This window comes from uncultured Fibrobacter sp. (assembly GCF_947305105.1).
Classification (GTDB): domain Bacteria; phylum Fibrobacterota; class Fibrobacteria; order Fibrobacterales; family Fibrobacteraceae; genus Fibrobacter.
In genome coordinates this window covers 18,913-36,840 of record NZ_CAMZCS010000031.1, presented here as the reverse complement: position 1 = coordinate 36,840, position 17,928 = coordinate 18,913, and the positions used below count along the sequence as shown (strand labels likewise).

General features: G+C 53.0%; 12 protein-coding genes. 6 read left to right on the top strand and 6 right to left on the bottom strand.

Translation table 11 applies throughout. The annotated features are described in order from the left end of the window. Positions 1–301: 301 nt before the first annotated feature. On the bottom strand, positions 302–802 hold the full coding sequence (locus Q0Y46_RS12090; RefSeq protein WP_295680370.1) for a hypothetical protein: 501 nt from the start codon (positions 800–802) through the stop codon (positions 302–304). An 83-nt stretch (positions 803–885) separates the two neighbouring features. Here Q0Y46_RS12090 and Q0Y46_RS12085 point away from each other — a divergent pair, with 83 nt between their 5' ends. Next, positions 886–1,395 carry a 4'-phosphopantetheinyl transferase superfamily protein gene (locus tag Q0Y46_RS12085; protein ID WP_297947655.1) on the top strand — a complete coding sequence of 170 codons (510 nt, stop codon included), beginning with the start codon at positions 886–888 and terminating at the stop codon, positions 1,393–1,395. On the opposite strand, the gene Q0Y46_RS12080 is transcribed toward Q0Y46_RS12085, so the two are convergent. Both Q0Y46_RS12080 and Q0Y46_RS12075 read right to left on the bottom strand, forming a co-directional pair. Next, positions 1,392–1,835, bottom strand: coding sequence for a hypothetical protein (locus tag Q0Y46_RS12080; protein ID WP_297947653.1), 444 nt, complete (start codon positions 1,833–1,835; stop codon positions 1,392–1,394). The two genes, Q0Y46_RS12085 and Q0Y46_RS12080, sit on opposite strands and share 4 nt — an antisense overlap. An 11-nt stretch (positions 1,836–1,846) precedes the next feature. Next, positions 1,847–7,177 (bottom strand): hypothetical protein, encoded by a 5,331-nt coding sequence (locus tag Q0Y46_RS12075; protein WP_297947651.1) that lies wholly within the window; start codon positions 7,175–7,177, stop codon positions 1,847–1,849. 88 nt (positions 7,178–7,265) lie between these two features. On the opposite strand from Q0Y46_RS12075, the gene Q0Y46_RS12070 reads away from it, so the two are divergent. Continuing rightward, positions 7,266–8,090 carry an A24 family peptidase gene (locus tag Q0Y46_RS12070; protein WP_297947649.1) on the top strand — a complete coding sequence of 275 codons (825 nt, stop codon included), beginning with the start codon at positions 7,266–7,268 and terminating at the stop codon, positions 8,088–8,090. A 327-nt stretch (positions 8,091–8,417) separates the two neighbouring features. Here Q0Y46_RS12070 and Q0Y46_RS12065 read toward each other — a convergent pair whose 3' ends face one another. Both Q0Y46_RS12065 and Q0Y46_RS12060 read right to left on the bottom strand, forming a co-directional pair. Next, positions 8,418–9,065, bottom strand: a complete 648-nt coding sequence (locus Q0Y46_RS12065) for a hypothetical protein (RefSeq protein WP_295680383.1) — start codon at positions 9,063–9,065, stop codon at positions 8,418–8,420. A 131-nt stretch (positions 9,066–9,196) separates the two neighbouring features. Further along, positions 9,197–11,770, bottom strand: a complete 2,574-nt coding sequence (locus Q0Y46_RS12060) for a TIGR03960 family B12-binding radical SAM protein (RefSeq protein ID WP_297947646.1) — start codon at positions 11,768–11,770, stop codon at positions 9,197–9,199. A 119-nt stretch (positions 11,771–11,889) separates the two neighbouring features. On the opposite strand from Q0Y46_RS12060, the gene Q0Y46_RS12055 reads away from it, so the two are divergent. The 3 genes from Q0Y46_RS12055 (at position 11,890) to truA (ending at position 15,314) form a co-directional block, all read left to right on the top strand. Beyond that, entirely contained in the window at positions 11,890–13,281 is a 1,392-nt protein-coding gene (locus Q0Y46_RS12055; protein ID WP_295680388.1) for a diguanylate cyclase, read from the top strand. A gap of 264 nt (positions 13,282–13,545) precedes the next feature. Beyond that, a complete protein-coding gene (locus Q0Y46_RS12050; protein WP_295680391.1) occupies positions 13,546–14,562 on the top strand; it encodes a hypothetical protein in 1,017 nt (338 codons plus the stop codon). Next, positions 14,562–15,314, top strand: coding sequence for a tRNA pseudouridine(38-40) synthase TruA (gene truA / locus Q0Y46_RS12045; protein WP_295680394.1), 753 nt, complete (start codon positions 14,562–14,564; stop codon positions 15,312–15,314). Before Q0Y46_RS12050 ends, truA begins: the two co-directional genes overlap by 1 nt. Here truA and Q0Y46_RS12040 read toward each other — a convergent pair. Continuing rightward, positions 15,311–16,483 carry a sugar transferase gene (locus Q0Y46_RS12040; RefSeq protein ID WP_295680396.1) on the bottom strand — a complete coding sequence of 391 codons (1,173 nt, stop codon included), beginning with the start codon at positions 16,481–16,483 and terminating at the stop codon, positions 15,311–15,313. The two genes, truA and Q0Y46_RS12040, sit on opposite strands and share 4 nt — an antisense overlap. Before the next feature lie 150 nt (positions 16,484–16,633). On the opposite strand from Q0Y46_RS12040, the gene Q0Y46_RS12035 reads away from it, so the two are divergent. Continuing rightward, positions 16,634–17,923, top strand: a complete 1,290-nt coding sequence (locus Q0Y46_RS12035) for a homoserine dehydrogenase (protein WP_295680399.1) — start codon at positions 16,634–16,636, stop codon at positions 17,921–17,923. Positions 17,924–17,928: the final 5 nt, after the last annotated feature.

Genomic DNA, 17,928 nt, shown 5'->3' with positions numbered 1-17,928 from the left:
CACTTCCTACTGTCTACTTGTACTCTCGCTACTCCTCATAGAGGATAACTCAACTAAGGCAATAAATTGCCAAGTTTCGTATAGCTCAAGTACCAAATGCTCGGCTCGGCCATGTTCAAGCAAGCTTGACCGCGGCGCTCGCCTTACGCATTTGTCCTACTTCCTACTTTCTCTCGTCTATATTCCCTAACCACCAACCACTGTTTACTAACCACTATCTACCTCACACCTCGAAGGGAGCGTAGCGACCGACCTCGTACCTCGAAGCTCCCGAAGGGAGCGACCTCAAAGCTCAGCGACCTCATCTATCATCCTCCGCAATCCAGTAGCGCAGTCTCCCTTCAATGTGTAGGGGCTTGCGATCGCTTTCGCAGTCTCCGTTCCGGCAATCTTGGAAATAGAGATCTATATTGGCTGTCCACGTGGAGTCGTTGTCTTTTTGGTCAAAGTGGACAATGTTGCTGTCACCGACAAGGTAGCCTTTTTCAGACCTTTCGGCAATCATCCAGCTGTAGTTGGGGTCGGCATCGTTGTACCCAAGGACGGGGCGGTTTACGACGATGGAAAACTGGTCCCCTCGGCTGCTTTCGTCCATCCGGGTTTGCACTTGGAAATAGCTGCGCCCGTAGTCGGGGCGGATAACGTCATCTGCATCAAGCTCAATAGTGTATGATTTCCCGCCGTTAACGGTGTACTTGAAGTAGCCGCCTCCCTTGACTTCCCAGCTGTCGTTGATATCGGTACAGCCAAGGAGAAAAAAAAGGGTGGATATGGCGGATAAATTTCGGACTAGGCGGTGCATATCCATAAAGTAGAAATTATCTTTAGGGAATGGAGATGAAGTCAACTAAAATACTCACGCCCTGTGGGGATGTTTTTGTTACAGTGTTTCCGACGGAGGGGCGTCGTGGTCATCGCGAACGTATTTTTGAAATTCTCTCGGCTGCTTGCGGCAAGAAGGTCTCGCAAGCGGACATGGTCGTGAATCCTGATTCTCCGCGCCCGTTTTTCCCGGAGCAGGATTTTGATGCCAACTGGACTCATTCTGGCGATGTGTGCGCACTGGCCTATTCGTTTGACGCCATGGTTGGCCTGGACCTTGAATTCTTCCGTAAAAACAGGCAGTCGCTCGCCGAAAGGTTCTTCAGTGAAGAAGAAGTCTCCTACTTGCTCGGAACCCAACATTTCGACAGCGAATTCTTCCGCCTATGGTGCCGTAAGGAGGCTTATTACAAGTGCCACGGCGGGGACTTTTTTGCGGGAACGCTCCGCTGCTCCATGTTGTCCGATGTCGTTGATGGCGTCCACTTGGTCGATCTCGACGCAAAAAGCCTCGCTCCGAACTTGATCGGTGCGAGGGATGTCGCAATGTGCCTGGCTGTTGAACTGGCCTAGCTGATTTTTTCTTCGTTCGATTCTGGCTCCTGGACCTTGGATTGCGGCGGTTCCAGGATGTACAGCGGGAGTACGGCGAGTTCTTCGTCGTCAATGAAAAAACGGACCATGTACTTGTCGGGCCTGTCTATCTTGAGTCTCTGCATGTTGAGAATCATGTTGACTGCCGCCGTATCGAATCCGGTAACGACATTGTCTAGCGGGAGGTTCGATTCCATGGTGGGGACGATGGGCTTGCCGCAAACGTCTTCGATGGAAAGGCGCACCTTGTGCATGCCGGCTTCGGAACGTTGATAGCGAAGCCGGAACACGGCGGAGCACTGTGGAATGACTAGCGGAAATTTCGAAAAGATTCTGTCAAATGCACCCAGAATGTTCAAGCGACCGCCAACGCCATTGGCCGTGGCGGCATCGCAAATAGCTGCAATTTCAATATTCATTTGTATCCTTTTTATTTGTCGTTGACGACCCAATTCTTGGCTACGTATTTCATGGCAATGGGGCCGTAGTTGTTGCCACCGCCGTTGCCATTTTCCCAGGCGAGCATCGAGATGTACACATCTCCATTTTCATCAATGGAAATATTCGGATGTGACCCGCGCAGGTAGTAACCGTTCCTGTTGAAGAATTCAATCTTGAAGTAGGGAAGTTCGTTTTCACCGTACAGTTTCCAAGAAGACGATGCCAACTGGTAGACATGGGACTGTGCTGCGGAATGGCGGTCTGCATCGTCGAAGGTGACAAATGTCTTGCCGTTCTTTGCCGTAACCTGGATTCTGTAGGCGAATCGGTTGACAATCGGGTTGCCGAACACTCCATCTCTCTTCCAGCTCACATCGTTGCTGTTTATGGTGCCCCTGTACACGTAGGGCCCGTATTTTTCCACCTTGCGGCTCAGGAAGGCGACGTAAACTGTGTTGTTGGACTTGTCGATGGTGAGGTTGACTTTATTGATGCTGTCGGCAATAGACAGGTCTCTTGCCTTCCTGTTGTTTCCGTTGTCGTACAAGGCGTAGTATCCGGAATACGTCTTCGATGTGTCGACGTATGCGACAACCCAGCTACCATTGCTGGTGAATGCGCCTGTGATATTGCGGCAACCCATTTCGCTAATGGTTGTGGAATTCCAACTGCTGGAGTACGAAGCGTAAGAGGGCTTTTTGTTCGAAGCGTTCAGGTACAAGACAAACGGTCCGCTACTCTTGGCCAACAAGTGGAATGAGGTGGTGTCGGCGCTGAGTGCGCTGCCTATCATGCTCCATCCGCTTGTACCGCTAGAACTGTATATGGAGAGCTTCTTGTCTACAGTCATGATGGCCAGGTACACGTTGTTGTCGTTGCTTGCAAGCTGTATCTTGGCGATATTTGCCGATGTGCTCACGGCTCCACCGAGGTTTTTCCAGGAACCACTGTAGTAGGCCGCCTGGACACTGGTGGCGCTCTTGAGATAGGCCACATAAGGTTTGTCGTTCAATGTGGTGAGCGCAGGGGCCACGGTTACGTTGCTTTGTGCGAGGACCGTGTCGCCACTCGGTGCGAGGTTCTTCCAGGCCTTGCGGAAATAGACGGTTCTGGTCTTGATGGGGCCGCTATGGCGTGTGAAGAAGGCTTGTGTTGCGCTTCCCGGCGGGATACTGTCGCGGAAGTCGAGCGAAATGGTCATGTCGCCTTCGCTTGTCGGCCGCTTGAATGCCGTGTTGAATTCGTAGCTGGATGTGTCGAGGCTTCCATCGCTTTCGCCGATGTAGTATGCGCTGTTTACATTGCTGAAATTCCAACGGTATTCAAAGTTGCCGCTCGGGTCGGCCAGTTCGCCCGGAACGGAGTGGAAACCGCCCCATTCGCTTGTATAGAAGTACTTCGCGTCGTTATCGACCGTGTTGTCTCCACTCCACAGGTACACCGTGTCTGCGGCGGAAATCTTGCCTTCTGGATACTGACGCATAATCTTGATGACGGTCGTGTCTTGGAGGACCATGTCGCTGGACGATTCTTCGGCGCTGATGACGCAGAGCAGCGAGTCAATGCCGTTCAGTTTGTCCGGGTCTTTGATGTAGGAAACCGTATCGGTACGGATATCGTAGAGGTTTCCTTTGTAGGCCCACCTCTTTTCGCTTTCCATGGCTTTGCCCTTGGTATCGAAGCATTGCCAACTGTACCAGTTGACTCCTTGCCAGGCGTCGTTGATGGAGGCGTTCAAATCAAACACATCGCCGAGGTTCACGTAGATAATCGGGACATTCGCTTTGAGAATCGGTACGTCTGTGGTGAACTTGACGATGGTCGTGTCCATAGCGGTGTTGCCATCGTCGTCCGTGACTCGGGCTACGCAAATGTAGTTAGGAACAGCGTTATCCGGTGCTTTCCACGAAGTGTCGAAAGAACTGACCTTCTTCCATTTGTTCGGAATTTCATAAGCTTCGCCGCAACTCCATTCGCGCTTGACGATTTCGCCGTCGTAATTGTCGGCATCCTTCGCATCGGCATCCAAATTGATTTTGAATTTCGCACGGGTGGTGATTTCTTTATGCTTGACGGTGACAGTCGGCGGAGCGAGGGCGACATCGATGTGTGTCGTGTCGGTGGCTGTGAGTCCATCGTCGTCGGTCACGCGGATGACGCAACGGAAATCGGTTTCGGCGGAGGAAGGCATTACTGCGTTATAGCGAGGCGAGGACTTGGAAGACCAAGAGTAGTTGATTGTGCTGCCCTTGGGCGCGCATCCCCATTCGTATTTGACGATTCGACCCATGCCGTCACCGGACCTTGCATCGAGACCGACGGTATCCTTGATAGTGACGGACTTGTAGTCTTCACTTACGCTCACCCAGGGCGGGTCGAGTAAGACGGTGTAGGTGGCCGAATCTGCTGCCACGAGGCTGTCGTCGTCAACGATATGGACAAGGCAGGTCCAAGTGCAGGGGACACTGGGAACCTTGATGTTCGTGTCGAGCTTGGACATGTGCGTCCAGTCGTTTTCGTCGATGTTTGCAAAGTGGCTCTTGATGCTGTCGCAGTAGAACATGTAGTCTACAATCGAACCCAAGGTGTCTATGGCGATGCCGTTGAGCGAGACACTTGTGTTGATCTTTACGGTTGCATTGTGCGTGTTCAGTAACAAGTACGGTTTGTCTTCGATAATATTATAAGTGATGGTGTCATAGCCGTACATGTTGTCGTCGTCGGTAGCGCGGACAACGCACTTGTAATTGCTCGTGGCCGTGCCGGGCATGGTGAATGTGATTTGTGCCGTGACGGTGTCGTCTTCGGTGATGGTGACGTCATTGTCGAACGTGATCGGGTTGTTGGAACACGTCCACTTGATTTCCTTTACCGTGCCGAACTTGTCGAAGGCCTTGATATCGACTGTTTCTGTCGTCTTGATCTTTTTCTTCGTATTGCTCTGCTTGTTCAAGATCTTGATGGTGGGAGGATCTTCGATAACCTTGACGCGCAACGTGTCGGCAGCCTTCTTTCCATTCTTCTCGAAGTAGACGATGACTTGCTTGTCACCGGGCTTGCTCCAATGGATGGATTCGTCTTCCTGGATTTTGACGCCGCTGTTGAAACTGCGGTTGCAGCCTTCGCCAATGGTCTTGATGGAAGGTGTGCCGCTCTCGCCTTCGCCCGGATAGAAGAATATGGAGAACAGGATTCTATCGTCGATGGTGATGATGGTATCGTTCGAGGGCTTTTCGAAGAAGATGACAGGGTCCTTGCCGAGAATGCCGAAACGTACGACGTTCGATTTGATGCCGTTCGGTGTCACGGCGTACATTTCGTACATTTTCCCGCTTTCCAAATCGCCAATGTCCGATGCCTTGCTGTAAGATAAGGTGTCGGCGAAGTTGCTGATTTTGTGGCCGACCTTCTTGAATTTCGGAGCGTTCGATTCCCAGATGAGGCTATCTGCGATGCTTGTTTTGCTCAATTCCGCTGTGAATTTGAACGGCTTCGAATTTTCCTGGACGCTGGTTGCCTGCCCGTTGACCATGATGTGAATGGAGGTCGCGTGTAGGTAGAACGTTATTGTGGAGTCGGAATGCCTGCCAGCGCTGTCTGTTGCGGAGATGTAGAAACTGTGAGGCCCATCGGTCATCTTTTTGAGGTCGACAACCCAGGTGTTCTGGCTGAACGAACTGAACTTGAGCGTATCTCCGTCGAGCGTTGCGACTGCGGACTTGACTTGGGAACCGTGGTCGTAGAACTTGCCTTTCAGCGTGATGTCCGGAGAGCTGATTGTGTCGGAAGGAATGTCGCTGAATACGATAACCGGATCGGCCGTGTCCCTGAGGATGAGCGTGCCGAGGTTCTTGTCGCTAGAAACATCCACGAACAGCTTGGTGAGGATAGTGTCCTTGAATCCGTATCCGGTCGTGTCCATGGCGAGCATGTCGTACGTGCCGGACTTGACCGAGATGGAGAACTGCCCGTTGTCGGCGGTGTGCGTGTAATAGCGGTTGCCGAGGGAATCCTGGAATACGATGCGGATGCCTTCGTGGTGCGACCAACCCTCGTAGTTCACGTAGCCCATGAATGTCCCTGCCGTGTCCTTGAGGTTGCCGTAGAAGAACTTCCACGGGCGTTTCGTGCCGTCTTTTTCTTTGATTTTCTCCGAGTAGACGGTGTCGTAGCCGTCGGTGACCCACACATCCCAGTAGAGTTTGCCACTGAGGATGGTTTTGGGATTTTTCAAGGTGACGATGACGTTGCTGTCGTTGAGTTCCTTGGCCTTGGGTTCAAAACTCTTATCCTTGATGTTCTTGGCGACGAGGTCGTTGTCGGTGAGGACTGGCGGCGTGCCGTAATTGTCCCTGCTTTTTGCAACGCGGATGAAGTATCGCAGCGATGCCGGGTTGTCGGCGTCATTGGCTTTGTAGAAGAAGGCGAAGCGTTCGTCGGTCCCGTACCTTCCGTCATCCTTGGGGTCGAGCAGTTCAATTGTCGGCGGGATGTTGAAGTGCAGGTTCACGCTGTCGATGGTTTCGTTGTCATCGTCGTCGGTGACGATGATATAGATTTTTTGGTTTCCGTTCGATTTGACGTAGGACGAGTCATATTTAATGGTGACGAGCATCGAATCGGTGCCCTCGACGGACTTGACTTTCCAGGACTTTGGCTTGGACTTCCCGCTGGCGTCGCGGTCAACTTTGATGTCCTTGATTGTCCCGAATGAGTCCAAAGCCACGATGGGGAAGGTAATCTCGCCCTTGGCGCGTGTCCACAAAGTGTCTTTGGGTACGCTCAGGTACGGAGGAGTGTCGATGACGCGGATAAACTGGTCTTTGCCGGCGGTGTCGCGTGCGTTGTTGCCGTCGACGGCGATAAATAGGGGGCAGAAGAGACTGCTCTTGTTGACGGGGCAGTTTTTCCCTTTTTTGCTGGTCTTGGTGAATACCCACATTTCTTGCGTCGCATTCTTGCTGACGATGGTGGAGTCGGGGTTCTTGAAGGACCAAGCGTAGCGGTAAATCTTGTCGGCGTTGTATTTGAGGAAGCCCATCAGGTAGATGGTGTCGTTGATAGTTACCGTGAGCGTGTCGTGGGCGATGACGGAATCCGGATTAGGCAGGTTCATGATGGAATCTGCAAAGGCTTGCGGGTCCTTGAACGGAGTCCGGGATACGAAGACGACGGAATGGTTGTTTCGCAGGTTTACGTTTTCGCTGATGGAAGATTCCCTGGAGCAACCGCTCAGGGCAAGTAGGCAGATGGCAAAGGCCAGGAACACTCTTAAACGCATATCGATAAACCTCGCGATGCTCTTTTTTGGGACATACATTTTCGTAAATATAATTTATCTTTTTTGAGGCCGGAAAGAAACAGTTTTTGGCCTAAAAAGTTGAAAACTGGCAAAAAATGAGGTTTTTATGGAAATATTCCCACTTTGGTATGGGCTGACTGTGTTCTTCGTCATAGGGGCCTGTGTCGGAAGTTTCTACAATGTGGTGGTTTATCGCATGCCGCGGGGAATTTCCCTTATCAATCCGCCGTCGCATTGCCCGTTGTGCAAGAAGCGCATTCCCCTCTATTTGAACCTCCCTATCGTGGGTTGGCTGCTTCTCCGGGGCAAGAGTGCATGTTGCAAACAGCCAATCAGTCCCATATACCCGATTGGCGAAGCCCTGTGCGGGCTCCTGGGAGCGCTCGCTTTGTTTTCGACGAACTATTCCGTCGGTATGACGGGTAACGTTGCAGACTGGGCTTCTGCACTCGCGATGTTCTGGCTCCTTCTCGGAATTTATCCCGTCTGTGCAGTGGATTTTAAGTACAAATTAATTCCCGATACAATCTCGGTGGGCGGGATTGTGGCAGGTTTGCTCATTTCGTTGTTCCCGGGCGGGGTGACTCCGCTTGAAAGCTTGATTGGCGCGGTGGGTGCCGGTGGTGGCCTTTATCTGCTGGGCAAGGGCGCAACGAAGGTCTTGAAGAAAGAGGCGATGGGTTTTGGCGACGTGAAACTCTTGGCGGGGTATGGTGCATTCATGGGGTTTACGGGTGCTGTGGAGGTGCTTGTCGTTGCTGCGGTGCTCGGGATTGTCGTGATGGTCCCCTGGGGGCGCCTGCATAAAGGCAAGGATGACGGCAGCGGCCAGATTCCGTTCGGTCCGTTCCTTGCGGTGGCGGCTCCGGCCATGTACCTGTGGGGAGCGGATTTGCTGGCGCTTTATGTAAAGGTATTTATTGCGGAATAAGGTTTGTTAGCTGAATAATGGCTTGCTAGGCGGAATTCGTTTTTTTTCTTGATACTTATTTGAGTGGCTGAGCGGGAGGGGACCACGCTCAGAGTTGCGAAGGCCGCCCGGTCCCCTCCCTGCACCCTCCCCTTCCCCGGCCGACGCTTCCATTCTCGTCACAGTGGATACTATTCTCAATGACTGAATGGATATCTTGCTTTATGTAGAGTAAGGTATGCTTGGTTGTTTATGCTTTTTTGTGAATTGAGGATTATTTTATTGAGCGGGAGGGGAATAAAAAAACACCGGCGGGGCCGGTGTTTTTAAACTCGCTGTTCGTCTGGATTAGAGGAAGAACCAGATGAAGTTGACGCGGGAAGCAATCCCAAAGTTGAGCTTGTTGTAGTCGTTGGTTCCATCAGACCACCAGTGATAGGCGATGTCGAAACCGACCTTGCCGTTGATGGTGAAGTTCTTGATGATTTCCGCGCGCATACCGAACATGGGGGCGATATCGATCTGGTTGTTGTCTTCTCCAATGTGGGTGAAGATGAGGTCGCCGCCGATAGAAATCGGGAGCACACCAGTATTGAAGAAGAAGTCAAAGCCAGCGCCGATAGAAACCTGCGTATAGCCATCGTCTCCGTCAATCTTGTGGCCGTCTTGGGTTTCACCATCGGTGTCGCCAATGATAGCGAGACCCAGGTGTGCGGTCAATTCCATGTTCTCAGCGAGTCTGAATACGAGACCCATACGCTGGAGGTCCCCGTTGAGGAGGCCGAGAAGTTCAAGGCTTACGCCCATGAAGGCTTCTTCGCCATCGTCGGACTTCTTTTCAGCCTTGGCTTTGGCAGGGGCAGAATACGACGAAGTTGTGGTTTCTACTGCCGCGGCACGCGGGCTGTCTTCTTCGTATTCGTCGTCGTCGTCCTGAGCGAAGCTGTAGCTGCAGAGAGACATAGCCATTACGGCTGCAAGGAAAATTTTCTTCATAGTGACTCCTTATAAAAAATATTAATAGGAACTATTAATGGTTATGAATATAGATAATTCCTTGGGAATAGATAAATGGGGGAAGGTAAAAAAAGGTAAAGTGGGGAAATTTGGAAAAAAAACGAGTTTTTTTAGAATTCGATGGAGAGTTTGCGTATCAAGTAGCGGCGGGAGGCTTCGTTGAGCTTGGTCGGATCGTAGGATTCTCCCATGAGAGCCGAGAAAATGCTGAAGGGGCTTGCTGTCGCGCCTTGGTTGTTGCACTTGATTTTGGCGAATATCGTTTTGTTCTGGACATCGAGATCAAGGATGTGCTCGTTCAGGTTGATTTCTTGGCCACGGTGGTTGCATACAGTGGGGAGTGTCTTTGCGCGGAAGCCTTCCATGATGCCTTCGGGGACGGCTTCGGGCGTGTAGGAGTAAACCATCGCCTTGGGGAAGTGCTTGGAGAGCTTTTCCTTGAGCGGTTCTATGTCCACAATTTCCATGCCGCGCGGGAACGGGGCGCTTAGCATTTGGATAGTTTTCTGTTTCCCTTCGGGCGAAAGGTCCAGTTCCTGGAGCAGGTCGACGCTGATGAGTTCGCAGTAGGTCTCAACACCTAGCGGGAGTGCGCCCATGTTCGATATGCGGGGCTTGGGGCTGAATCCTTCACTGAACTTGACAGGGATGCCTGCGCAAATAAACGTACGCTCAAAGAAACTGAGCATGTTCTGGTGCGGCAAGAACCGGCTGATGCCCGTCTTTTTGAAGGTAATCTTGTAGCTGAAACTTTCCGTCTTTTTGGGGCGGCGTTCCTCGACGAGCTTCTTGATTTCTTCGGGGGTGCGGCTCGGGGCCTTGTGGCGTACGGGGTTGTCGGCGAGCTTGATTTCGGCACCGAATCCGGGAATGCCGCATTTTTGGCAGTCGCCCCATTTGCAGTTCGGCACGGGGGCGCTGTTCGGGTCGAACGCCTTTTCCCACTCGCGGCGCAGGTACTGCTTGGTGGTGCCCGCATGAATGAAATCCCACGGGAACACTTCGTCTTTTTCGCGTTCGCGGTACACCCAGCTTGTGTCGTAACCGCATTCTTCCCATACTTCTAGCCACTTGTTGTAGTCAAAGCGGTAGGCGTCGCTCTCGAAGATGATGCCTTTCTTGTATGCGGCGTAGATGACGGGGCCGAGGCTCCTGTCGCCGCGGCTGTAGATGGCTTCGAGGAAACTTGTTTCCCAGCTGGCCCAGTTGATTTTTACGTTCGGGTGCTTGAAGAACTTCTCGCGCACGTAGCGGATATGCTTGAGTGCGGTATCCTTGTCCATGAAGGGCGCCCATTGGAGCCCCGTGAACGACTTGGGGATGAGGATGCCGATGGAAACGGCAATCTGGATGCCGCGGTTGTACTTGCGCCCGATTTTCACGAGGTTGAAAATGAGGTCGCAGAAGGCTTGCATGTCGGCTTCGTTCTCGGTCGGGAAGCCAATCATCGTATATAGCTTAATTTTGTTGAAACCGCTGGAGAACGCGTGTTCGGCGGCGTCGTACATGTCTTGGTCGCTGATGGTCTTGTTGATCATCTTGCGGATGCGCTCGGAGCCTGTTTCGGGGGCAAACGTGGCGCTGCGGCCGCCCTTCAGGGCGGCAATCTTGCCAGCGAGGGTCTGGCCGAAACTGTTTACGCGGATGCTCGGGAGGCTCACGTCGACGGTGTCGAAAAACGGGTCGTCGATGATGGAGTCGGTGAGGGCTTCGACCGGCTTGTAGTCGGCGGTCGAAAGCGAGAGGAGTCCGAGTTCGCGTTCGCCGGTCGCCTGGATGCCCGCTTTGGCGATGTCCAGAACATCGTCCGGATCCAGTTCGCGGCACGGCCTGTACCAGATGCCGGCTTGGCAGAAGCGGCAACCTTGGGCGCAACCGCGCATGACCTCGACGCTGAAGCGGTTGTGAACAAGTTGCATGTTCGCAATCAGGTTCTTGATAGGGTAGTCCTTCGGGTCCATCACGGGGATGAACAGGCGGCGCACCCCGTTCGTGGTGGCGTAGGCGCCGGCGGCGGGTTCCGCCGGCACAATCGCGCCGAATTTGTTCTTGACGACCGGGCGGAGGCTCGGCACATACACACCGTCGATTTTGGACAAGTTTGTAAGGATTTCGGCGCGTTTGAGGCCCGCTTTGCGGCCCTCGCCTACGCACCGCAGAAACTCGATCATCACTTTTTCGCCATCGCCAATCATGAATGCGTCAAAAAAGTCGACGACGGGTTCTGGGTTTGCCATCGCAGGTCCACCTGCGACAACGATCGGGTCGTTTTCCTGGCGGTCTTTTTGCCACACTGGAACGCGTGCGAGTTCCAGTACGTAGGGGACGTTCGTGAAGTTGAGCTCCGTTTGAAGCGTCATGCCCATCACCTCGAAATCGCGTACCGGCGTATAGGTCGCGTAGCTGTACAGCGGAATGTCGTACTTCCTCATCTCGGCGGCCATGTCGTCCCACGGTGCGAACGAGACTTCGCACAAAAGGTCGGGCTCGCGGTTGATGACGTGGTACAGGATGCGGATGCCGTTGTTGCTCATGCCGATTTCGTAGGTGTCCGGGAAGACGAACGCCATGCGGGCGAGCATCTGGCTATGGTCTTTTACCACGCTGTTCGCTTCGCCGCCCATGTACCTTGCAGGGGATTCCACGGCGGGGAGGGCGAGGGCAATCTTTTCGAGGAGGGTCATAGGTGTAAATTTAGCTAAAAAGGGGCTTTTTTATAAAAAAGGAGGGCTTTTTTCCTTTTTTTATTCAAATTTTGCAAGTAAACGCTATTTTTCTTTTTAGAAAAAGTAAATTTATTGACATGAGCGTAGTCATTTTCATCCTCTGGCTGGTGGCCTTTATTGGCGGTGTGCTTGCTGCCTATTTTGTCCCGGTAAATGTCCTTTCGATGGACCTGAAATTCGTATTCATCGGTGCATGGGGTTCCGTGCTGGGCGTCGTGCTCTTCTGCATCTGCAAGAAGAAGCTTACCAATGCCGAGGCTGATTTTTCTTCTGCTTTGAATTCCCTGAGACAGTCCCAGAGCCCGCGTACCCAGTATTTGCCTGTCGTGAATCCCGGCAATCCGGAATTCCCTCCCAAGCCCCCTGTTCAAAAATTCCCGGAAGCCCCGGTCCAGAGGAACTTGCCTCCAGGAGCTATTCCGGCCAAAGACGCTCTTGCTGCGCTCAACCCGAAAAAACCGCCGGTTCTTTTCCCGCTCGAAGCCTGGAGCCCGTTCTGCAAAGATATTCTCAAGAACCGTCCGTTCTCGGAGGTGGTCTCCTCGTTTGGAAACGTGCTGCCTAAGTTCTTCCCGAAATCTAGCGGAATACTTTATATGTATGGCGGTACCCAGACGGAACTCCACAAGATTCTTTCTTTTGGTGATTACACGATTAGCGACGATACCATCATGCCGGCAGAATGTGCCAGCTTCAACAAGGGTGAAATTGTCGTGACCGACTTTGCCAAGCCGTCGCTTTCGGGTGGCTGCACTCACCTGCACCACCATCCGCACGGTGTTTCCTTCTGCGCCCCGATCGAAGGCTTCGAGGAACATTTCGGTATCCTCTCTGTCCAGACGGATGTATTGCCCGAAGGCGAAACTGTGGACCTGTGGAAGTCGAAGGTGAGCGTCATTGCTGCCGTGTTCGGGCTGTACGTGGCGAACCAGAACATGAGCATCCGGTTCCAGCAGCACAGCATCCGCGATTCCCTGACCGGCCTTTTCAACAAACGTTATATGGAAGAATCCCTGCGCCGCGAAATTGCGGCTGCACGCCGCCGCAAGGCTCCGATTGGCGTCATCATGATGTATCCGGACGCAGTTTCCAGCATCCAGAAAACTCGTGGCCGCCATGCCGTGGAACAAATGCTGTGGGAACTCGGCCAGCGCATCCCGGGGTTCATTCGCTACGAGGATATCCCGTGCCGTTGCGATGGCGATGCCATTTGCATCATCATGCCCGGTGCCGATTTCAAGATTACCCGTGCCCGCGCCGAGAAAATCCGCTACGAGATTTCCCAGTTGCAGATTGCCTATGGCGACGCCATCTTGGCGACGACGCTCAGCATTGGCGTGACGGTTGCTTTGCCCGGTGCAGAAAACAGCGCCGAAGCATTGCTTTCCCGTGTCGAGGAAGCCATGAACTTCGCCGTGAACGCTGGCATGAACAGGGTCGTGATTGACGAAAGCATGCAGGGCGGTTAATAGCGCCAGTTTTTTACGTTAAAGAAACTAACGAAAAATACCCCGACAGAATCGGGGTATTTGATTTTTGGGGTTAGGAGGAGAACAAAGAGTTCTTGTACATTAATATACGTATCCCCAAAGACGTTGGGCATCTTTTTGTAAGTTTTCAAAAAAAGGTGTTGAGGGCTTCTCAATTGCCCCAAAATGGCTTTTTTTCACGATTTAGCCTACTTTTGCCCCTGTTGGGCTCTACAACGTTGTATTTTTTCTACATTTTTCAACATGAAGAAGTTTACTGCTCCCGCCGTGCTTTTTGTCCTGGCGCTTGTCATCATCATTTATTTGAAGTTGGATACCTCTATGGGGGTGGCCAACTTTGATGCCGAAGCCTATTTGGTCGCCCGAGCCAGGATTGATTCCCTGGAGATGGCGCTTTGGGAGTCGTCGCAGAGGCCCGACTTGCAGATAAAGATTCGTGAAGAACTTGAGGTGAGCTGGAACGCCCTCTCCGAAATGCAGACGCCGTCTGCGCCGGAAAGCACCGAAGAAGAGAGTGGGCTGTCCAACAGCGCATGGATTTGGATTGTGGGCGGTGTCGCTGCCGTAGGGATTATTTTCTTTGTCCTAGTCTTTGTCCTTGGGCATGGCAAGAAGGAACTTACACAGAAATTAGCGGCCATTACGGGCCGGCACCGTTTCAAGGAACCCAAGAATGGGTTCGAGAACGACCCGACGCTTGTCCCGCCGCGCCCGCGCCCCCAGAGGCGTTCGATTATAGACGACGCTACCGAGTTTGCGGAAAGGCAGAAGCGCGTCGCAGAAGTGAAGCTCCCCGGTGTACCGGGCGAATCCGCTCCGTCCGAACCGGCAGTGGCTGAACCGGACCTCGAACCGGCGCCTGTCTCGAAGGTCGCCTTCGAAGACGAGAACGGTATCCCCGAGAACAAGATTTTGACGAGTGACCTCGAAAGGCCGCATCTCCGCCCGACGGCGAAGGAACGTATTACGTCGGCGATGCAGTCACTTTCCGATGTGCTGCGCTCACCGCGTGGCATGACTAGGGAACAGACCATGAAGATTCGTGCGCAGAGCCACAATATTACAGGTGGCCCGCAGGGTACGCCTGCTCCGCGTACGCCGCTCTCTACGAGTCGTTTTGACCGCGAATTTACCGAGAAGGCCAAGATTTTGCAGATGACTCGCCGTGGTTTCCCTGCATCGGCAATCGCTTCGCAGTTGAGAATCCCGCAGGAACACGTCGAGACGGTTATCAAGGAATCCCAGGAAACGGGGAACTGATGCGTTACCGCTTCCGTTGCGAGTACCTTGGCAGCGCGTTTTACGGCTGGCAGGAGCAGAACGAGGCGGGCAAGACCAAATTTGTCACAGTGCAGTCGTCGCTTGAAGAAGCGTTTTCTATCGCGCTTCGGTCGCCAGTCCGCATTGTAGGTTCGGGCCGTACCGATACGGGCGTGCATGCGCGCGGCCAGTGTTGCCATTTCGACTACGACGGGGAATTGGACCCGCAGAAGACGGTCCGTTCTATAAACGGCCTGACAAAGCGGCTTATCCGCATCCGCGACCTGGAACGCTGCGCAGACGATTTCAATGCGCGTTACGATGCCGTGATGCGCTATTACCAGTACACGATTTTTACGCGCCCTGTTGCGCTGATGCGCGAATTCGGCTGGGAATGCGGTTCACTGCATTTGAATTTGGATGCAATGGAACGCGAGGCTGCCGCATTCTTGGGGGAGCACGACTTTATCGACTTCTGCATTCCACGCAACGACGGAAAGTCTACGCTTTGCACGTTAAGCGAATTCCGACTGGAACGGCTGAACGAATGGAGCGCTGTTTTCCATATCAAGGGGAACCGGTTCTTGCACCGGCAGGTCCGTGCGATGGTAGGAACGTTGTTCGATGTGGGGCGAGGCCGGTACCCCGAAGGGACGGTCAAGACCATATTCGAGAAAAACTTCAAAGGGGAACGCACTTGGGCTCCCCCGCAGGGCTTGGTCTTGCACGACGTTATCTATAAAGACTATTAATAGGCTCCGTCGCCTTTGAATACAACCTTGAAGGTCTTTAGGATTAACTTGATGTCTTCGGCAATTTTGCCGTCGCGACGGATATAGTTGTTGTCGAGGCGCATTTGCCCTTCGAACGGAATGTTGCTGCGACCGCTCACCTGCCAGATGCAAGTAAGGCCTGGGGTTACAGACAACCTGACCTGGTGCCACGGCTCGTATTCTTCTACCTCGGAGGGCAGCGGCGGGCGCGGCCCTACTATAGACATCGAACCTTGGATGATGTTGAACAACTGCGGCAGTTCGTCGAGGCTGAACTTGCGCAAGATTTTCCCGAACGGGTAGATGCGCGGGTCGTTCTTCATCTTGAATGTCTTGCCGCCAGTTTCGTTCAGGGCCATGAGCTCTTTTTTACGCTCTTCGGCATCGATATACATGCTGCGGAATTTGTACATCGTAAATTCTTTGCCGTTCTTGCCGACTCGGGTCTGCTTGAATATGACAGGGCCTTTCGGGTCGCTGATTTTGACCGCCAATGCGCAGAACAGGAGCAGCGGGGAAAGCAGGATAATGCCGCAGGATGCGCCGACCAAATCAAATGTACGCTTGATGAAATGCCTGTAGCGAATTTTGTTCGGATGCTGCCAGATTTCCGACAAGGTAAGGCGAGTCAACGAGAAGAAACTGCCGCCCATGCTGTTGAATTCGTCCATGCGGATGCTCATCTCTTGGTTCTCCTTTTCTTGGAGACCTGAGTAGAGGTAAGCCTTGAATATCGGTTTTTTCGGGCTGTGACGCAATGCTTGGATAAGGCCTGCGTCGTTGAGCCTGTGGAGCATGTCTTTGCGGATGTTCTCGAGCTTTGTCAGGTCTGAATTCAACATGATGATACCGAGCCCGTTGCTGTCGGGAAGGTATCCGAGAACGTCGATGAACCGAAGGTGCGAGAACATGGTCAGCACGCTGATTTTCCAGGTCTTCGTGATGATTTCGTTAGGCCTGGACCAACCGAGAATGTCGAACTGGTGCGCGTAAATCTTGATGAAGAGAAACGGCTTGCGGGTACGGTTGGAACGCTGGAACTCCTCGTTTAGGCGTGCACGGAAGAGCCTTGCCGGGTAGACAATGTTCTTGAGTTTCTGCTCGTCGAGGATAGAGCCGATATCTAGATTGACGGATTCCTGTTCCATAGCGGGAAATGTAGAAAAAGTGGTTGATATGCAGTGGTCAGCAAACAGGATAGTTGCTTTTTTTGTCGTTATTACAAACCACCAACCACCGACCACTAACGACTAATTTCTATCTTTTCTCCCGAAAAAATTTAAAAATGGAGACGCGATATGTTGCGTATTGGACTCATTGGTACTGGAACCGTCGGTGGCGGTGTTATTCAGATTCTTGAACAGAAAATTGCCGAATATAAGGAAAAGCTGGGTGTCGAACTGGAACTTGCTTGCATTTGCGCAAAGTCCGAAGAGGAAGTCGCCCCGTACAAGGCAAAGGGCTACAAGGTTTCGACTAATGCCGACGAGATGATTGCCGGTGACGACATCGACGTGCTCGTTGAACTGGCCGGTGGCTACAACATGCCGCGCAAGTGGATTTTGGCCGCCCTCAATTCGGGTAAGCATGTGGTGACTGCGAACAAGGCTCTCCTTGCCAAGTACGGTCACGAAATTTTCCCGCTTGCTGCCGAAAAGGGCCTGCATGTGCTGTTCGAAGCCGCTGTGGGTGGTGGCATTCCTATCATCCGTAGCCTCCAGGAAGGCTTGCTCGGCTCGACGGTCGAACACCTGAGCTGCATCATCAATGGTACTTGTAACTATATCCTCAGCCGCATGGCCGACGAAGGCCTCGATTTCGATGTGGTCCTGAAGGATGCCCAGAAGCTCGGTTTTGCCGAAGCCGACCCGACGTTCGATATCGAAGGTATCGACTCCGCACACAAGACGGCTTTGCTCGCAAGTCTCTGCAGCGGCAAGCGTGTGGACTTCGAGAAGATTCACGTGACCGGCATTTCGAAGATTACCGCCCAGGATATCGCCTTTGCGAAGGAACTTGGCTGCTGCGTGAAGCTCCTCGGCATTTACCACCGCGACGGCGACCGCGTGGATGCCCGCGTCCATCCGTGCTTTGTCTCGAACGAGAACTTGCTTTCGAACGTGAACGGCGTAATCAATGCGGTTTACCTCAAGTGCGACAACTTGGGCGAAACGGTCCAGACCGGTGCCGGTGCTGGCCGCCTCCCGACCGCCTCTGCCGTGGTCGCCGACCTTGTTTCCTTGGCCCGTTCTACTGACAGTGGTAGCCGCAAGGCGCTCCCGATGGGCTGGTTCAACGTCGACAATTCTGCGACGCTTGTTCCGATTTCGGAAACTTCGGCCCGCTACTATCTGCGCTTCACCTCTCGTGACGCTTGTGGTGTGCTTGCGAAGATTACGAGTGTCTTGGCCGAGAACAACATCTCCATCGAGACGATTATCCAGAAGAACGTGAACGACCCGGGTAAGGTTTCCATCGTGGTCATCACCGAAAAGACACAGGACTGCAAGGCCTCGAAGGCGGTGGACGCCATTGATGCCCTGCCCGAAATCGTCGAGAAGAGCCAGGTTATCCGTTTCCTCGCCTAGTTGCT